This window comes from Fusobacterium ulcerans, from assembly GCF_003019675.1.
Taxonomy (GTDB): domain Bacteria; phylum Fusobacteriota; class Fusobacteriia; order Fusobacteriales; family Fusobacteriaceae; genus Fusobacterium_A; species Fusobacterium_A ulcerans.
Window position 1 is genome coordinate 2368607 of the sequence record NZ_CP028105.1, and the last position, 17677, is coordinate 2386283.

Genomic DNA, 17677 nt, shown 5'->3' on the forward strand with positions numbered 1-17677 from the left:
AATGGTAGAAAATATATTACAAAAATATAATAAATGGGCAAAAATAGAATTTATTACTATAAATGAAAAACTAGAAGTAAAAGAATTAAAAGATGAAGAAATAAAAGATAGTTTTTATAAATACCTTGAGTTTGGAACAGGTGGAATGAGAGGAATAATGGGGATGGGAACTAATCGTATGAATATATATATGATTAGAAAAGCTACTCAAGGATTTTCAAATTATTTAATCAATTCAAGTGGTGAATTCGGAAAGAATAAAGGTGTTGTAATTGCATATGACTGCCGGATTAATTCATATGAATTTGCTTTGAATTCAGCATTAGTACTGTGTGCCAATGGAATAAAAACATATCTGTTTTCTTCATTAAGAAGTACTCCAGAACTTTCATTTGCTGTAAGAGAACTTGAATGTCAGGCTGGAATAATGATAACAGCTTCACATAATCCTAAAGAATACAACGGATATAAAGTATATTGGAAAGATGGAGGACAATTAGTAGAGCCTCAAGCTTCTGGGATAATAGAAGAAGTAAATAAAACAGATGAATTTGAAGATGTAAAGATTGTAGCTCAAGAGGAAGCAGAAAAGTCAGGGTTATTAAATATTTTAAATGATGAATTAGACAGTAAATATTTAGAAAAGGTAAAGAAAGAATCTATTTTAAAAGATTTATCTAATAAAGAGAATTTTAAATTAGCATATTCTCCTCTTCATGGAACAGGTGGAAGACCAGTAAAAAGACTGTTAAATGAATTAGGATATAAAAATGTATATATAGTTGAAGCGCAGAAGAAGCCAGATGGAGAATTTCCAACTTGTTCATATGCCAATCCAGAAGAAAAAAATGTATTTGATCTTTCAATAAAGTTAGCAGATGAAATAGGAGCTAAAGTATGTTTAGCAAATGACCCTGATGCTGACAGAACAGGAATGATGGTAAAAGAAAAAAATGAATGGATATATCTTAATGGAAATCAGATAGGAATGCTTCTTTTAAAATATATTTTAGACAATAAAAAAGATATACCTAAAAATGGAGCAGTAGTTACAACAATAGTTTCTACACCAATATTAGATAAGATAACAGGAGAAAGAAATTTAAAAGTATTTAGAACTCTTACAGGATTTAAATATATAGGAGAAAAGATAAGAGAATTTGAAGAAGGAAAATATGATAATTCTTTTGTATTTGGAATGGAAGAATCTATTGGATATCTAAAAGGAACCTATGTAAGAGATAAAGATGGAATACTTGGAGTAATGCTTTTAACTGAAATGGTAGCATACTTTGAAAGCATAGGAACATCTTCAGTGAAAGAACTAAGAAAACTCTATGATAAATATGGTTGGTATAGTGAAATAACATATCCTGTAACAAGAGAAGGAATACAAGGAACAGAAGAAATAAAAAAGATGATGGAAGAACTTAGAAAAAGAGATTTAAAAGTTCTTTTAGATAAAAAGATAAATATTGTAAGAGACTATAAGTTGAAAAAAGAAAAGAACTATTTAGATAATTCAGAATCAGAATTACTTCTTCCAAAGTCAGATGTTATTCAATATATTTTAGAAGATGAAACATACATAACAGTAAGACCATCAGGAACAGAACCAAAGATAAAATATTACATCTATACTAAAGGAAAAAATAAGAAAGAAGCAGATGAAAAACTAGAGAATGTATTAAATGATTTTAAAGGATATATGGAATCACTTTTGAACTAGGAGGAAAAGGAAGATGTTAACAGCAATTATTATGGCAGGAGGAAGTGGAGAGAGGTTCTGGCCATTATCAACACCAGAAAGGCCAAAGCAACTTCTAAAAATATTTTCAGATAAAACTATGATAAGAGAAACTGTTGACAGGATACTTCCTATAATAGAAGCAGAAAATATATTTATAGCGACGAATATCATACAAGCAAAAGAGATAGAAAAAGAATTAAGCGATATTCCTAAAGAAAATATAATAATAGAACCAGCTTTTAAAGATACAGCAGCAGCAATAGGATATTCTTCTTTGATAATAGAAAATAGATTTAAAAATAGATTAAAAGATGGAGAAAAGCTAGAAGTAGTAGTACTAGCTTCAGATCATCTAATTAAAGAGGAAGAAGAATTTAGAAAAGTCATACTAATTGCAGCAAAAGAAGCAAAAGAAAATGGAATGATAGTTACTTTAGGAATAAAACCAGACAAACCAGAAACAGGATATGGATATATAGAAGTAAAATATGATGAAATAGAACTTAATTCTATATATAAAGTAAAAAGATTTAGAGAAAAACCAAGTCAGGAATTAGCTGAAAGTTATCTTTCAAGTGGAAAATATCTTTGGAATAGTGGAATGTTTATATTTACGATAGATACTATATTTAAAAATTTTGAAGTATTGATGGAAGAACATTCAACAATATTTAAAGAAATAGAAAAAGAATTTAAAGAAAATTTAACAGGAGAAGAACTTAGCAACAAAGTAAAGAGATACTTTGATAAATTTGAAAAAATATCAATAGATTTTGGAATAATGGAATATTCAAAAAATATCCGAGTAATACCAGTAGATATAGGTTGGAATGATATAGGAAGCTTTAATGCATTTGATGAGATATTTGAAAAAGATGAAAATGGAAATGTAGTGAGAGGAAAAGAGATAAGAGAATTAGATTCAAAAAACAATATAGTAATATCAGATGATTTGAATATTTCATTATTAGGAATAGAAAATTTAGTAATAGTAAAAAAAGATAAAGAACTTTTAATATCAAAGAAAAATAAGACACAGGAAATAAAAAAAATTTTAAATAGATAAAAAAATAGAGGTAAATAGATGACAGAAAAAGAGTTTTTAACCTTATATAAGGAAAGAAGGAATCTAAAAAGCATAAGAGAAGCAAAAGAAAGATTAGATTCTTTCTGGAAAGCTCTTTTTGATGTTTTAGAAGAAGAAGAAAAAGTAATAATAAAAGACTGGGGAATATTTGAAAAGAAAGAAGTAAAACCAAGAAAGATATTAAATCTAGCTACTAGAGAAATGATGATAACAGAAGAAAAGAAAGTTATCAAATTTAAACCTAGAATGAAAATGATAGATAAAGTAAATGAACTCAATACTCTAATGGAGGAAGAATATGAACACTAGAGAATTTGTATCATATTACAAAAAATTGAGAAAAGAGCAGGATGAAACAATAGAATATGAAGAAGCAAGAGAAGAGATAGAAGAGATATTTAATCTTATAGCAGAAGTAATAGCTATGGATGAAGAGGTAAAATTTAAAAATAAAGGAACTTTCTCTCTTTTAAAAAGAAAAAAGAGAAGAATAGGCAGTCCAACTTCAAAAGAAGTGAGAGAAATAATTCCTAAAAAAACAATAAAATTTGTACAATCAAAAATATTAGAAATAAGTTGAGAAAAAGAGTTCGCTTTTATGTATAAAGGCGAAGTTTTAAAACCTTTGAAGGTAGATAAGTTAAAAACTTTAATAAATAAAGTTAAAAAAATAATTCTAATAATATTTTTATTAAATTCTTAAATAAAGAACATTTACAAAAAATAAAGAGTTCTCTTTTATACATAAAAGCGAACACTTAAATCTTGGAGGAGTAATGTTATTTAATTCATATGAGTTTATTTTCCTGTTTTTACCAATTACATTAATAATATATTTTACTTTAAATAGATATGGTAAAAATAATGTAGCTAAAGGATGGCTGGTAATAGCTTCCTTGTATTTTTATTCATATTTTCACCTTTCATATTTATATTTAATTTTAACTTCAATAATAATAAATTATTTTATTGGAAATAAATTAAATCATAAAAGTTTGACTGGAAAAGAAAGAAAAATATGGATGATAGTAGGAGTAATATTTAATTTAGGGTTATTAGGATATTTTAAATATTATGATTTCTTTGTAGAAAATATAAATACAGTATTTAGAACAAATTTTACCTTATTACATATACTGCTGCCATTAGGAATATCATTTTTTACATTTCAACAGCTTTCATTTATAATAGACAGTTACAATGAAAAAAGTATGAAATATGATTTTTTAAGTTATTGTCTATTTGTAACATTTTTTCCACAGTTAATAGCAGGACCAATAGTACTGCCAAATGAAATGCTTCCACAATTTGAAGATAAAAGAAATAAGGTGATAAATTATGAAAATATGAATAGAGGACTATATATGTTTTCTATAGGACTAGCTAAAAAAGTAATATTAGCAGATACAATAGCAAATTTTGCAAATGCAGGATTTGATCAAATGGAAACATTAAATATTATAGAAGCATGGATGACTTCAATATCATATACATTACAGCTATATTTTGATTTTAGTGGGTATTGTGATATGGCAATGGGAATAGCGCTGATGTTTAACATAATATTACCATTAAATTTCAATTCACCATATAAATCAGCAAATATACAGGAATTCTGGAAAAAATGGCATATGACATTGGGAAGATTTATGACAAATTATTTATATATTCCACTTGGAGGAAATAGATTAGGAGAAAGAAAAACCCTAAGAAATCTATTTATAGTATTCATGGCAAGTGGAATATGGCATGGAGCAGGCTGGAACTTTGTTATATGGGGAGGCTTACATGGAATATGCATTCTAGTACATAGAATATGGAAAAATAGTGGAAGAAAGATGAATAAATTACTAGGATGGTTTATAACAATAAATTTAGTAAATATATTTTGGGTATTTTTTAGAGCAGAAACATTAAGCGGAGCACTAAAAGTATTAAAAGGAATGTTAAAAATAAGAAGTTTAAAAGAAATGTTGAGTATCGAATATAAAACATTTCTTTATAATGATTTAGGAAATAAACTTTCTTTTTTCATTTTAGTTTTATCTGGAATAATAGTGTTATTTGGAAAAAATACAAAAGAAGAAGAGAAATTAAATAAAAAAATATTTTATTTTTTTAAAAGTATATTTTGTATAACTTTAGGAATATTATTTTTGAATAGAATTTCAACATTTTTATATTTTAATTTTTAGGAGAAGAAATGAAAAATAATGAGAAAAATATATTTATTATTAGGATATTTTTAATATTTATAGCAATTGGAATTTTAATAATTTTTAATTATTTAATTGATCCATTTCAACAATATAGAGTTCCTAAATTTTATACTCTTGCAAATTATCGTGAGAATGAAAGAGCTTTAAATTCAGGATTGATAAAAAACAGTGATTACGACTCCGTAATTATAGGGAGTTCAATGACTAGAAATTTTGATACTAATTATTTAAATGAATTATTAGGATGGAAAAGTTTAAAATTAACAATGAGTTCAGCTTCACAAAAAGATATAGAAAAAACTTTAGGTTTTGTTAATAAAAATAGAAAGATAAATAATATTTTATTAGGGATAGATATTATAACTTTTTTTCAAAATGCCAATTCTGAAAGAGTAGCATTTCCAGAGTATATGTATGATAAAAATTCTTTAAAAAACAATATTAAATATCTTTGGAATTTGACAGTATTAAAAGAAAGTATGAAAATAATAAAAATGAATTTTTTAGATAAAAAAAGTATTGAAAAAACATTCCCATTAGGATACAGATATATATATTCAAAAGAAGAAGTTTTAAAAAATCAAAAAGGAGAGATATTAAATCATAATTACTCTTTGAATAATCCAGATAAAAATATAATAAAAAATATGGAAAATAATTATAAAGAGAATCTTAAAAAAATTTTAGAAGAAAATAAAGATAAAAAAATTGTTGTATTCTTCCCACCATATTCAATTTTATACTATGATGAATTAATCATAAATAATCAAATAAAAGAATATATATTTTTTAAAAAATATTTAATAATGGAATTATTAAAATATAAAAATGTAGAAATCTTTGATTTTCAAGATATAAAAAAAATAATTTTTAATTTAGATAATTATGGAGATAAGATGCATTTTTCACCTGAAATAAGTCAGAAGTTATTGGAATTTATATCACTAAATCAGGAAAAAATAAATAATGAAAAAGAAATGAATGAAAAAATAAAATCTTTGATAGAAGAAAGTAAAAATATTGAAGGAAATATTTAAAAGACAAAACAACCAAAACCCAAAGTCTCTCAACTAAAAATAACTGAGAGGCTTTTTTCTTTATCATAGAGTATAAGCAGAAAATCAAGTGTAAAATCTAGAAAAATATGATATAATTAATTCATTGAAATAAAATAGAGGAGATGGCAAATTGGGAAGAATTATTTACTTCACTGGGGGATCTCGAAGTGGAAAAAGCAGACATGCAGAGGAGTATATAGCTGACATGGGGTATAGAGATAAAATATATCTGGCAACTGCAATCATATTTGATGATGAAATGAGAGCTCGTGTAGCTAAGCATAGAGAACAGCGAGGGGAGAACTGGACTACTGTAGAGGGATACAAAAATACAGTTGAACTTGTAAAACCTCACATGAAGCAGGGGGGAGTTATACTTCTGGACTGTCTGACAAATATGGTAACTAACCTCATGATAATGGAGAAAGAATATGACTGGGATCATATGCCTGATGAAGAACTTACATCAATAGAAAACAACATAAAAAAAGAAGTAGAAGAACTTCTGGAATATATAAGATCATCAGATCAGGATATTGTAATAGTTTCCAATGAAATAGGTATGGGAATAGTTCCTGCTTATGCTTTGGGGAGACATTTTAGAGATATATGCGGAAGAATGAATCAATTAGCAGCAGCAAAAGCTGATGAAGCATACTTTGTAGTTTCTGGGATAAAAATGAAATTAAAATAGTTTTAGGAGGATATTTAATGAAAGGAATATTGTTACTTTTTAGATTTATGACTAGACTTCCTATTGGAGTTGATCCAAAATTTGATTCTGATGAGTTAGGAAAGAGCATGAAATTTTTTCCAGTAATTGGAATGATAATAGGTCTTATACTTTTTGGAGCATTCTGGCTGCTATATACTGTAGTATATTCACCAATGGTCATGGCAGTACTGCTTGTAACTATAGAGGTAATACTTACAGGGGGACTTCATCTGGATGGCCTGGCAGACACATTTGATGGGATATTCAGCTATAGAAGCAAACAAAAAATGCTTGATATAATGAAAGATTCGAGATTAGGTACTAATGGAGGGCTTGTTCTTATACTATATTTTATGTTAAAAGTAGTTCTTCTTGTAGAGATATCAGAATTTGCTGGACTTAATATGGGAATATTACTTCTAATAGTTCCAGTGATAGCAAGATTAAACAGTGTAGTAAATTGTGCATCAGCACCATATGCTAGATCTACTGGAATGGGAAAAACTTTTGTAGATTATACTGATGCTGGAGGAGTAGTTGTTGCTACAGTATTAACAGCAGCTTTTGTAGGAGGGGCAGCTTACTTATTCGGACTTCCTTATACTATTTTAATTGTTATTCCAATAATAATGCTTCTTGGATTCTTCTATGCAAAATTGATGACTAGAAAAATCGGTGGAATCACAGGGGATACATTAGGAGCAGTAGTTGAGCTTTCAGAAATAATTGCTATGTTTGTTATTTACATATTAGCAGCTGTATAGGTGATAGAAGTGGGTAAACTGATAATTGTCAGACATGGGCAGACACAGATGAATGTTGAAGGAATATTCTTTGGGAAGCTTGATCCAGGTCTGAATGAAATGGGAAGAGTGCAGTGTAAAAAAGCTGGAGATGTGTTGAAAAAACATGGATATGATGCAGTTTATTCAAGTGATCTGTTAAGAGCAGCAGAGACAGCAGAACTGGTAAATTATCTCAGTCTTCCAATAACATTTGATAAAAGACTTCAGGAGATAGATTTTGGAATATTTGAAGGAATGAGCTACAAAGAGATAGAGGAAAAGTATCCTGTAGAGTGTGAAAAGAGCAAAAACGAATGGAAAACTTTTGATTTTGTTACTGGAGAAAGCCTTGAAAAGCTTCAAAGCAGAGCTATAGAATTTATAGAAAGTCTGGATAAAACAAAAAATAATTTAGTGGTAACTCACTGGGGTGTTATCAACTGTATATTAAGCTGGTATTTTTCAGATAAACTAGAAAGTTACTGGAAATATAGTGTGGAAAATGGAGGTATCTGTATAATAGAATTTGCAGATGGGTTCCCAATACTAAAAGGACTAAACATAGGGTGATGAAATGAAAGAGTTAAGAAAAATTATTGGAGAAATAGAAGGTGCAGACAAAGAGGCTGTAAAAGCAGCACAGGAAGAACTTGACAGAAAAATGAAGCCTAATGGGAGCCTTGGAACTCTTGAAGATATAGCTATAAAACTAGCAGGAATCAGTGGGTTTCCTGTAAAGAAAATAAATAAAAGATGTCATATAGTAGCATCAGCAGATAATGGTGTAATAGAGGAAGGAATTTCTTCATGCCCTTTGGAATATACACGTATAGTATCTGAAGCTATGCTTAATAGAATAGCGGCAATAGGTCTTTTGACAAGAACTATAGGGGTAGATTTCAACCTTGTAGATATTGGGATAAAAGATTCGATTCCTAGAGATTATCCTAATCTATACAGAAAAAATGTAAAAAAAGGAACTAATAATTTCTATAAAGAACCTGCAATGACACAGGAAGAATGTGTAAAAGCAATAATGGTGGGAATAGAATTAATAAATGAAAAAGTAGAAGCAGGGTATGATATTTTTTCAAATGGAGAAATGGGAATAGGAAATACTTCCACAAGTTCAGCAGTTCTATACTCTTTTACAAAAGGGGATATAGATAAAATAGTTGGCAGAGGGGGAGGACTTTCTGACAGCGGCCTTGTAAAAAAGAAAAAAATAATAGTGGAGTCTTGTGAAAAATATGATACATTTAATATGGATCCAATAGATGTACTGGCTCATGTAGGTGGATTGGATATAGCATGTATGGTAGGAATGTATATAGGAGCAGCCAGATACAGAAAACCTATGCTTGTAGATGGATTTATATCAAGTGTAGCAGCTTTAGTAGCTTGCAAAATAGAACCAAAGATAAAAGATTATATAATTGCAACTCATATGAGTGAAGAGCCTGGAATGGAATTAGTATTGAAAGAGCTTGGAGAAGAGGCATTTTTCAATATGAGAATGAGACTGGGAGAGGGAACAGGAGCAGTTCTTGCTTACCCTATAATTGATTGTGCAATAGAAGTAATAAATGGAATGAAAACACCAACAGCAGTATATGATCTTTTCCTATAGGTGGAGGTATGGAAAAATATTCTCCAGAGGGGCATAGAAAAAGGCTCAAAGAAAAATATATGAAAAGTGGATATGAAGCTTTTCATGAATATGAAATATTAGAGATACTGCTCACATATTCTATTCCAAGAAAAGATGTAAAACCAATAGCAAAAAACCTTTTGGAAGTATTTGGGTCAACAGGAAAAATATTTGGTGCAGATATAAAGGAATTGCTAAAGGTAGATGGAATAGGAGAAAGCACTGCTGTATTTCTCAAATTAATGGGAGATATAGCTAAGAATAGTTACAAAGAAAATTTGAAAGATAATGATATTTTAAATATAAAGAGTAAAAATGATCTTATATCCTATTTAAGAGGAGATATTGGTTTTTCTAAAAGAGAAGAATTTAAAGTGTTGTTTTTAAATTCAGCAAATAATTTAATAGCAAGTGAAACGCTTTTTTATGGTACAATAGATAAAAGTGCAGTTTATCCAAGAGAGATAGTGGAGAGGACAATAAGGAATGGAGCTAAATCAGTGGTTTTTGCTCATAATCATCCCTCTGGGAACATAAGTCCATCTAAGCAGGATATAGAACTGACACAACATATGTATGACAGTCTTAAAACTTTAGATATAAGGCTGATTGATCATATAATAATTACAAAAAATTCCTACTTTAGTTTTTTAGAAGAAGGATTGATAGAATATTAGGAGGAATTAATGGAAGAAAACAGAGTAGAGCAGGAAATTGTTTCAACTGAAACTGTAGCTGCTCCAGCAGAAAAAAAGCTATATAAAGTACTTGGAGTAATGTTTGAGATAACTAAAAAAAGATATTACTTTGAAGTTGTAGATGATATTGAGTATAAAAAAGGCGATAAAGTAATAGTTGATACAGTTAGAGGAAAAGAGATAGGGGTTGTCTATGGAGAACCTATGATGATGAAAGAAGAACAGCTTGTCCTTCCTTTAAAGCCTGTTATAAAAAAAGCTGACGAGCAGGAAATAAAAAGATACAATGAATTGAAAGAGGAATCAGCTAAAGCAAATGCTCAGTGTAAAGAGAGAATAATACATCATAAACTTCCTATGAAACTGGTAGGAACAGAGTATACATTTGATAAAACTAAGCTTATATTCTATTTTACTGCTGAAGGAAGAATAGATTTTAGAGAACTTGTAAAAGATCTGGCTAATATTTTTAAACTTAGAATAGAACTTAGACAGATTGGTGTAAGAGATGAAGCAAGAATATTAGGAACAATTGGTATTTGTGGAAAAGAACTATGTTGCAGAACTTTTATAAATAAATTTGATTCTGTATCTATAAAAATGGCAAGAGATCAGGGGCTTGTAATAAACCCTGCTAAAATATCAGGAGTATGTGGAAGACTTCTATGCTGTATAAACTATGAATATAGTCAGTATGAGCAGGTGTTGAGAAGTTACCCAGCTGTAAATCAACAAGTGAGAACTGAAAAAGGAGATGGAAAAGTTATAAGTATAAGTCCATTGAATGGTTTCCTTTTTGTTGATGTGGAAAATATAGGTATTATGAAATTTGAGATCGATGAAGTAAAGTTCAACAGAAAAGAGGCAAGTAAGCTGAAAAGTGAAAAAACTCGTGAAGAACTTGAACATAAGGAACTTGAAAAGGAGTAAAAATGTTAGCAAATGAAGATATTACATTGCTAGCTGGAAAATATAAGCTTATTCAGAAAAAGGATGGGTTTAGATTTTCTGTAGATGCAGTAATTTTATCAGACTTTTTTGCTTATCCTAAAAAAGGAAAAATATTGGATATAGGAACTGGGAATGGTGTCATTCCTATACTTCTTTCTTCAAAAGAAAAGGGAGAAGATATAACTGGTATAGATATACAGGAAGAAAATATTGAACTGGCAGAAAAAAATATTGAACTTAACTGCCTTAAAGAAAATATAAAAATAGTACATGGTGATGTCAAAGAATATTCTATGGGAAATTCTTTTGATTATATAGTTTCAAATCCTCCATATATGGAAGTGGATGGAAAGAAACAAAATATCCTTAGCTGCAAATCTATAGCGAGACATGAGATAAAATTGAATCTTTCTCAACTGGTGCAGAGTGCAAAAAGACTTTTAAAACCAGTGGGAAGTTTCTCTTTAGTTCATAGGAGTTATAGATTCACAGATATATCAAGAATTCTTGAAGATAGTGGGTTCTCTCTTAAAAGAGTGAGATTTGTTTATTTTTCTAAGGAAAAAAATTCAAACCTTGTTCTGATCGAAGCCTGGAAGGGCAAGAAATGCAAATTGGAGATTGAACCGCCGCTTTACTTAGAGGAGAGTGGTTACTGAAGACAGGAAGCTATAAGATAGAGTTTTGAGGATTTTTAAAAATATGTAATTAAAAAAATTAGAAGGAGAATATTTTTAGAGGTGACAAATGGAACTTTTACAATTTTTAGAAGAAAATGATTTAGAAGCATTTAAAGAAAATTTAGATATGGACAGTGTTGAAGAAACAGATGAAAATGGAAATACTATTTTACATTATTGTGTTGAAGATGGAGCATATGATTTTATAGATGCTTTAGTATATTGTGGTGCTGATCCTAATGCTAAAAATAAAGATGGAGATACACCTATGCATATAGCAGCTATAAAAGATTTAGGAAAGATAATGGAACTTCTTATAGAATTTGGTGGAGAAGTTAATATCAAGAATAATCATCAAAGAACTGCTTTAAATCTTGCTACTGCTTCAAAAGCAAGGAGTGTTCTAAAAGTTATAGAAAATAGTGGAATGGACTATTCAGCTATGGTGGGGAGAGAAAAAATCGCTCATCATAAAAGATTAGAAGAAGAATATTAAAATTTAGGGATAGAAATATCCCTTTTTTTTATGTTTTTTTATAAAGAAAGAGTTGAAAAAGCTGGAATAAATTTTAAAAATTTTCTAATAGAAAGATTTGTTATTAATTTTCAAATTTTTAGAATCTATTTTTAATTTTGAGACAGTAGTATTTTTTATAGATTAAAATGGATTAGAGAGGTTCTAATAGTTGAAAATCAAAAGAGAAAATAATATAGTTTAAGAGTAGTGAAAATTAGAAGAAAAGTCGTAATTAATGAGGTGAAACAGCTCGTTAAAAATCGCTACTGTCTGAGTGAAACGAGTTTAGCGATTTAGGGGTGGTGAACAATATTAATAGACTTTATTTCTACTGTAGCTAGTCTTAAACTAAAAATAAGAGTCAAATTTAAAGGATAATAAAAAAGTTTTAGGAATCTTTAATAAACAACTCCTAAAACTTTTTAATTTTCTATAATTTCAATATTTTATTTTATAAAATAGAACACCATAATAGCTGCAAGTACATATAACCCAATACTTACATCTTTACCTTTTCCAGCTCCTAGTTTAACCACTGCATAAGAAATTATTCCAGCACCAACACCATTAGAAATACTGTTAGTAAATGCTGTACAGATAACCATAAAGAACACAGGGAAAGATTCTGTAAAATTATCATATTCAATATTTCTCATTCCACCAAGCATAAGTATCCCCATTATGATAAGAGCTGGAGCAGTTGCAGCAGCAGGCACCATAAGAGCCAGTGGACTCAAAAATAAACTGAAGAAGAATAATACTCCTGTAGAAACAGCAGTAAGCCCTGTTCTACCTCCAGCCCCAACACCAGCAGCAGACTCAACAAATGTAGTGATAGTAGTAGTTCCCATAGCAGCTCCAACTACTGTACCTAGAGCATCTACTAGGAAAGGTTTCTGAATATCAGGAAGATCTCCATTTTCATCCAAAAGACCAGCTTTTTCAGATACTCCCAATAATGTTCCCAATGTAGAGAAAAAATCTCCAACAAAGAATACAAACAGTATAGGAAGAACTTTTATGCTGAATATATTTGAAAAATCAAGTTTAAAAGCAATATCACTGATAGTGCTTGGCATAGCTATAAAGCTGGCAGGAATTTTAGTTACACCTAAAGGAATACCTATAAGAGTAGCAGAAACTATTCCAAGAAGCATATCACACTTTACTCTTCTGGCAGCAAGTATAGCTGTTACAAAAATACCAAAAAGTGCTGTCATAGCTGCTGGATTGCTCAAATCTCCTATTGAAACAGAACCATTAACAGCTTTCATAAGTCCACCGTTTTTGAATCCCAGTTCAATAAGGAAAATTCCAACTGCTGCTCCTATCCCGAGCTTTAAACTCTTAGGAAGAAATTTTACAATAACTTCTCTAAAACCAAATATAGACATAATCAGGAAGATTATTCCAGATACAAAGTTCATAGCAAGACCTTGCTGCCATGTTACAGCTCCACTTCCAACTAATGTCATAGCAAGGAAAGCATTACTTCCCATAGCTGGTGCAAGAGCAAAAGGAAGCTTGGCATATAATCCCATAAGCAGTGTAAAAACACAAGATGTGATAGCAGTAACTGTGAATACTTCATTGGCAGGCATTCCTGCACTTTTCATAATCATGGGATGAACTATCAAAATATATGACATAGTCATAAAAGTAGCTAATCCAGCACCCATCTCAACTTTGATGTTGCTTCCTCTCTCTGTTATCTTGAAATACTTATCCAAGAAACCTTCATTTTTGCTGTTCATTTTTTTGTTTTTCCCCCTTGTCAAAAAATATTATTTAAAATTGTTTGATAACTTTTTGGTTAACTACATCTATAAGACCAAGATCACTCATTTTTACCTCTGGAATAACAATAAGAGCTAAAGTGCTAGGTCTAGTTATAGGGCTGTCAGTTTCTATACCATAAGTTCTAAGCAGAGCATTCATTCTTTGAATATCCAAGCTTACATCTTTAGCTGGTTTTTGAGAAAGCATCCCAGCTATTGGGAAAGGAAGCTCATCAACTATTTTTCCATTTTCAGCCACAACTACTCCTCCACCTATTTCAGCTATTCTTTTAGAGATAGCTACAGCATCTTGAGGATCGTTGTATATAATAGTAATGTTATGAGAGTCGTGAGAGTAAGTAGTTCCTACAGCACCTTTTGCCATATAGAAATTCTCAACTACAGCTAGGGCAATATTATCATTGTGATATCTGTTAGCAATAGATACAAAGTTTAATTCAGTTCCACTAAGGTCGATATATCCGTCTTTTACAGGAACTTCAAATACTTTTTTTCTAGTGATGCTTCTTACTCTGTCAGTATATTCCATACCAATAATTTCTATTTTTCCATTCTCTACAGGAACTTTTATTTTAAAATCTTCTGCTGAGAAATCTTTTATATTTACAGTATTTCTATTTTCTATTTCAATGACAGGCTTTTTAATTTCAACAGTCATCTGATTATTTTCTGCAACTAACTTACCTTTATAATATACAGAACTTACATTGATATCTTTAAGATTGTCAAAAACTACCATATCAGCAAAATATCCAGGAGCAACAGCACCTAGTTTTTCCAGATGGTAAGCTTGAGCAGCATTTAAAGTGACAGCTCTTATTGCTTCTATTGGATCAAGTCCAGCTTTTACAGCAATTCTTACGCAATCATTTATATGACCTTTTTCAAGAATATCTTTAGGCTCTCTGTCATCTGTACACAAAGTTAAGTTTCTAGGTGACTGCAAGTCTTTGATATTTTCAACTATAGAAGTAATATTTTTTGACATAGAGCTTTCTCTGGCATCTACTATCATTCCTTTTCTTATCTTTTCCTTTGCATGAATTCCATTTCTTACTTCATGGCATGACACAGGACCACCACATAAATAAGCTGAAAGATCTTTACCAATTACTTCTGGAGCATGTCCTTGAAGGAACTTATCTTTTTGATATGCAGCATCTATTATATCTTCCATTCTTTTATCAGAATTAATGACACCAACATAGTCCATTACCTCTCCCAATCCAAGAATTCTATCTTTATCCAGCATTTTATCTATCATATCAGCTGTAAGTTCAGCCCCAGTAGTTTCAAGACCTACTACTGATGGTACACATGAAGGAATAAGGAAATATTGATTCATAGGAAGATTTTCAGAAGCTTCAAGCATATAGTCAACTCCCTCTTCTCCCAGAGCATTTCCTATTTCATGAGGATCAGCTATTATAGTAGTAGTTCCCTTTGGAATAACAGCTTCAGCAAAGTGGTATGGAGTCAAATGACTGCTCTCTATATGAAGATGAGAATCAATAAACCCAGGAGCAAGATATTTTCCTTTCAAGTCCACTACTTTCTCAGCTTTTTTATTTTTATCATTTTCAATTTCTACTACATCTGCAATATATTCGTTGTATAGATATACATTAGCCATATAGATTTCCCCAGAAAATACATTTACAAGATTAGCATTTTCCAATTTCAAAGTTGCTTCTCTTTTTCCAAGGGCAGTCTCTATAAGTTTTCTTCTATCTATTTTATTCATTTATTCCTCCTTGAATGAAATTATATCATTTTTAAAAATATACTATATTATATACTAAATTTTGAAAAACGTAAATAAATACATTTCAAGCATAATTAAATAAGGGCTTTTAATTTTAAAATAAAAAAATTGTTTTATAGGTACTATATAAAGTTTTTTAATGTTTGATAATTCTTTTTATAAAAAAAGATAAAATTTTCCATCAATGTCTATCATTACGCTAAAATGTTTTAAAAATATTATAAAATATGCTATTATAGTAATAGATGTATAATAAAAATAACTGGGGGAAAATTAAGGAGCAGCCATGGAACTTATAAAAAATCTTTTTGGGGAAAAAGGTTATATCGATGGAATAACAATTATAGACACAAAAGGGGAAATACTTTTTACAGTTAAATTTAATAGTAAACTTAATAACAATAGTGAAGGTTATGAAGTAATAGGAAAAAATTTCTATGAAATATATGAAAATCTTTCTGGAAATAAAAGCAGCATGTATAGAGCTATGGAATTGGAAATGCCCATATATGTTAAAAATCAAAAATTAAAGCCTAGAAATCATAAAGAAATATTAATTTCTTCATTATCAATACCAATTAAGTCAGGAGGCAGGGTAGTAGGAGCCATTGATTTATCCTCTGAAGAGATAACTGATCCTAAAAGATTTGAAAAAGATACTGAAATAAGCTTAGATGAATTAAAAAAAATAAATTTAAAAGATCTTTCTTTAAATAAGAATGGGGCGAGATATACTCTTGATGATATTATAACTAACAACTTTGAAATGAAGCAATTGAAAGAATTTATAAAAACGATATCTGATTCATATCTTCCAGTAATGATTTATGGAGAAACTGGAACTGGAAAAGAGCTTTTTGCTCAGGCTATACATAATGAAAGTAAAAGAAAAGATAAGCCTTTTATTGCTCAAAACTGTGCAGCTATACCAGAAAACCTTCTTGAAAGTATATTCTTTGGGACAGCTAAGGGAGCATTTACAGGGGCAGTAGACAGTCCGGGACTTTTAGAGACAGCAGATGGGGGAACTATTTTTTTAGATGAAATCAACTCTATGCCTATGAATTTGCAGTCTAAATTATTGAGAGCCCTACAGGAGAATAAAATAAGAAGAATAGGAGCAAAGGATGTAATAGATATCAATGTAAAAATAATTGCAGCTTTAAATAAAGATCCTATGAAAGCAATAGAGGACAATGAATTAAGGATGGACCTTTACTATAGACTGAGTGTTTTAAATATAACTATTCCTCCATTAAGAGAGAGAAAAGATGATATCTCTGTTCTTGTAAATTATTTTGTAGCTAAATATAATGAACTTCTTGAAAAGAATGTAAGATATATTTCCAGTGAAATATGCCAGACATTCCAGACATATGACTGGCCGGGAAATATAAGAGAGATAGAGCATATAGTAGCTTTTGGTATGAGTGTTATAAGACCAGATGAGGAAAAACTTGAATTTTCAGATTTAGAAAGAAAATGGATAGAGATAACAGGAAAGAAAAAGCAGAAAACAGAGCTTCCTGTTAAAGATTTGAAAACAATGGTAGAGGAATATGAAAAAAATGTAATAGAAAAAGTTTTGGAAATGTCTATGCACAATATATCAAAGGCTTCATTAATATTAAAGATACCAAGACAAACTTTACAAAGAAAAATAAAACAATATGAATTGTAGGGAGTGAGGATATTGAAAAAGAAATTTGCGTTTATACTTATGGGAAATCATTATACTCCAGAGGTACATAAGGCTGTATTTGAAACTGAAAATCAAGTTACTTATATATGTACTATAAAGAATTTTGATGAAATGGAAGACAAAATAAAATATCTTGTGGAAGAGGGAGTTGGAGCAATAGAACTATGTGGTGCTTTTGGAAAAGAAAAAGCAGATGAAGTAGTTAAAATGACAGATAATAAAGTAGCTGTTGGGTATATTGTACATGATCCTTCTCTGGATCCTTTGTTTAAGAAATTTTTTGGTAATTAATACAAAAAA

The 17677-nt window shown here is 29.7% G+C and carries 18 protein-coding genes; 16 read left to right on the forward strand and 2 right to left on the reverse strand.

Annotated elements, in window-relative coordinates; all coding sequences use genetic code 11:
- Position 1: 1 nt before the first annotated feature.
- The 14 genes from C4N20_RS10970 to C4N20_RS11035 all read left to right on the forward strand — a co-directional run bounded on the left by C4N20_RS10970 (position 2) and on the right by C4N20_RS11035 (position 12090).
- A complete protein-coding gene (locus tag C4N20_RS10970; RefSeq protein WP_005976296.1) occupies positions 2-1729 on the forward strand; it encodes a phospho-sugar mutase in 1728 nt (575 codons plus the stop codon).
- Between the two features lie 13 nt (positions 1730-1742).
- The gene (locus tag C4N20_RS10975; RefSeq protein WP_106878580.1) at positions 1743-2816 is read left to right on the forward strand and encodes a mannose-1-phosphate guanylyltransferase; all 1074 of its coding nucleotides are present in this window, start codon (positions 1743-1745) and stop codon (positions 2814-2816) included.
- A gap of 18 nt (positions 2817-2834) precedes the next feature.
- Positions 2835-3146 carry an HU family DNA-binding protein gene (locus tag C4N20_RS10980; protein ID WP_005976300.1) on the forward strand — a complete coding sequence of 104 codons (312 nt, stop codon included), beginning with the start codon at positions 2835-2837 and terminating at the stop codon, positions 3144-3146.
- On the forward strand, positions 3136-3417 hold the full coding sequence (locus C4N20_RS10985) for an HU family DNA-binding protein (protein ID WP_005976303.1): 282 nt from the start codon (positions 3136-3138) through the stop codon (positions 3415-3417). Before C4N20_RS10980 ends, C4N20_RS10985 begins: the two co-directional genes overlap by 11 nt.
- 196 nt (positions 3418-3613) lie before the next feature.
- Positions 3614-5032, forward strand: coding sequence for an MBOAT family O-acyltransferase (locus tag C4N20_RS10990; protein ID WP_005976309.1), 1419 nt, complete (start codon positions 3614-3616; stop codon positions 5030-5032).
- A gap of 8 nt (positions 5033-5040) precedes the next feature.
- The gene (locus C4N20_RS10995) at positions 5041-6093 is read left to right on the forward strand and encodes a hypothetical protein (RefSeq protein ID WP_005976311.1); all 1053 of its coding nucleotides are present in this window, start codon (positions 5041-5043) and stop codon (positions 6091-6093) included.
- A gap of 151 nt (positions 6094-6244) precedes the next feature.
- A complete protein-coding gene (cobU, locus tag C4N20_RS11000; RefSeq protein WP_005976313.1) occupies positions 6245-6808 on the forward strand; it encodes a bifunctional adenosylcobinamide kinase/adenosylcobinamide-phosphate guanylyltransferase in 564 nt (187 codons plus the stop codon).
- Between the two features lie 17 nt (positions 6809-6825).
- Entirely contained in the window at positions 6826-7593 is a 768-nt protein-coding gene (cobS, locus tag C4N20_RS11005; protein WP_005976315.1) for an adenosylcobinamide-GDP ribazoletransferase, read from the forward strand.
- 9 nt (positions 7594-7602) lie between these two features.
- On the forward strand, positions 7603-8184 hold the full coding sequence (locus C4N20_RS11010) for a histidine phosphatase family protein (protein ID WP_005976317.1): 582 nt from the start codon (positions 7603-7605) through the stop codon (positions 8182-8184).
- Between the two features lie 4 nt (positions 8185-8188).
- Positions 8189-9244, forward strand: a complete 1056-nt coding sequence (gene cobT / locus C4N20_RS11015; protein ID WP_005976319.1) for a nicotinate-nucleotide--dimethylbenzimidazole phosphoribosyltransferase — start codon at positions 8189-8191, stop codon at positions 9242-9244.
- Between the two features lie 8 nt (positions 9245-9252).
- The gene (radC, locus tag C4N20_RS11020) at positions 9253-9942 is read left to right on the forward strand and encodes a RadC family protein (protein ID WP_005976321.1); all 690 of its coding nucleotides are present in this window, start codon (positions 9253-9255) and stop codon (positions 9940-9942) included.
- Positions 9943-9951: 9 nt separating this feature from the next.
- Positions 9952-10893, forward strand: a complete 942-nt coding sequence (locus tag C4N20_RS11025) for a PSP1 domain-containing protein (protein ID WP_005976323.1) — start codon at positions 9952-9954, stop codon at positions 10891-10893.
- A gap of 2 nt (positions 10894-10895) precedes the next feature.
- Positions 10896-11573, forward strand: coding sequence for a tRNA1(Val) (adenine(37)-N6)-methyltransferase (locus C4N20_RS11030; protein WP_005976325.1), 678 nt, complete (start codon positions 10896-10898; stop codon positions 11571-11573).
- Between the two features lie 88 nt (positions 11574-11661).
- Positions 11662-12090, forward strand: coding sequence for an ankyrin repeat domain-containing protein (locus tag C4N20_RS11035; RefSeq protein WP_005976327.1), 429 nt, complete (start codon positions 11662-11664; stop codon positions 12088-12090).
- Between the two features lie 467 nt (positions 12091-12557).
- Here C4N20_RS11035 and C4N20_RS11040 read toward each other — a convergent pair whose 3' ends face one another.
- Positions 12558-13865 (reverse strand): NCS2 family permease, encoded by a 1308-nt coding sequence (locus C4N20_RS11040; RefSeq protein ID WP_005976328.1) that lies wholly within the window; start codon positions 13863-13865, stop codon positions 12558-12560.
- 34 nt (positions 13866-13899) lie between these two features.
- The gene (ade, locus tag C4N20_RS11045; protein WP_005976329.1) at positions 13900-15654 is read right to left on the reverse strand and encodes an adenine deaminase; all 1755 of its coding nucleotides are present in this window, start codon (positions 15652-15654) and stop codon (positions 13900-13902) included.
- A gap of 307 nt (positions 15655-15961) precedes the next feature.
- Here ade and C4N20_RS11050 point away from each other — a divergent pair, with 307 nt between their 5' ends.
- Together C4N20_RS11050 and C4N20_RS11055 are read left to right on the forward strand one after the other, a co-directional pair.
- A complete protein-coding gene (locus tag C4N20_RS11050; RefSeq protein ID WP_005976330.1) occupies positions 15962-17356 on the forward strand; it encodes a sigma-54 interaction domain-containing protein in 1395 nt (464 codons plus the stop codon).
- Between the two features lie 3 nt (positions 17357-17359).
- Positions 17360-17668, forward strand: coding sequence for a DUF6506 family protein (locus tag C4N20_RS11055; protein WP_231940501.1), 309 nt, complete (start codon positions 17360-17362; stop codon positions 17666-17668).
- The last annotated feature ends 9 nt before the right edge of the window (positions 17669-17677 follow it).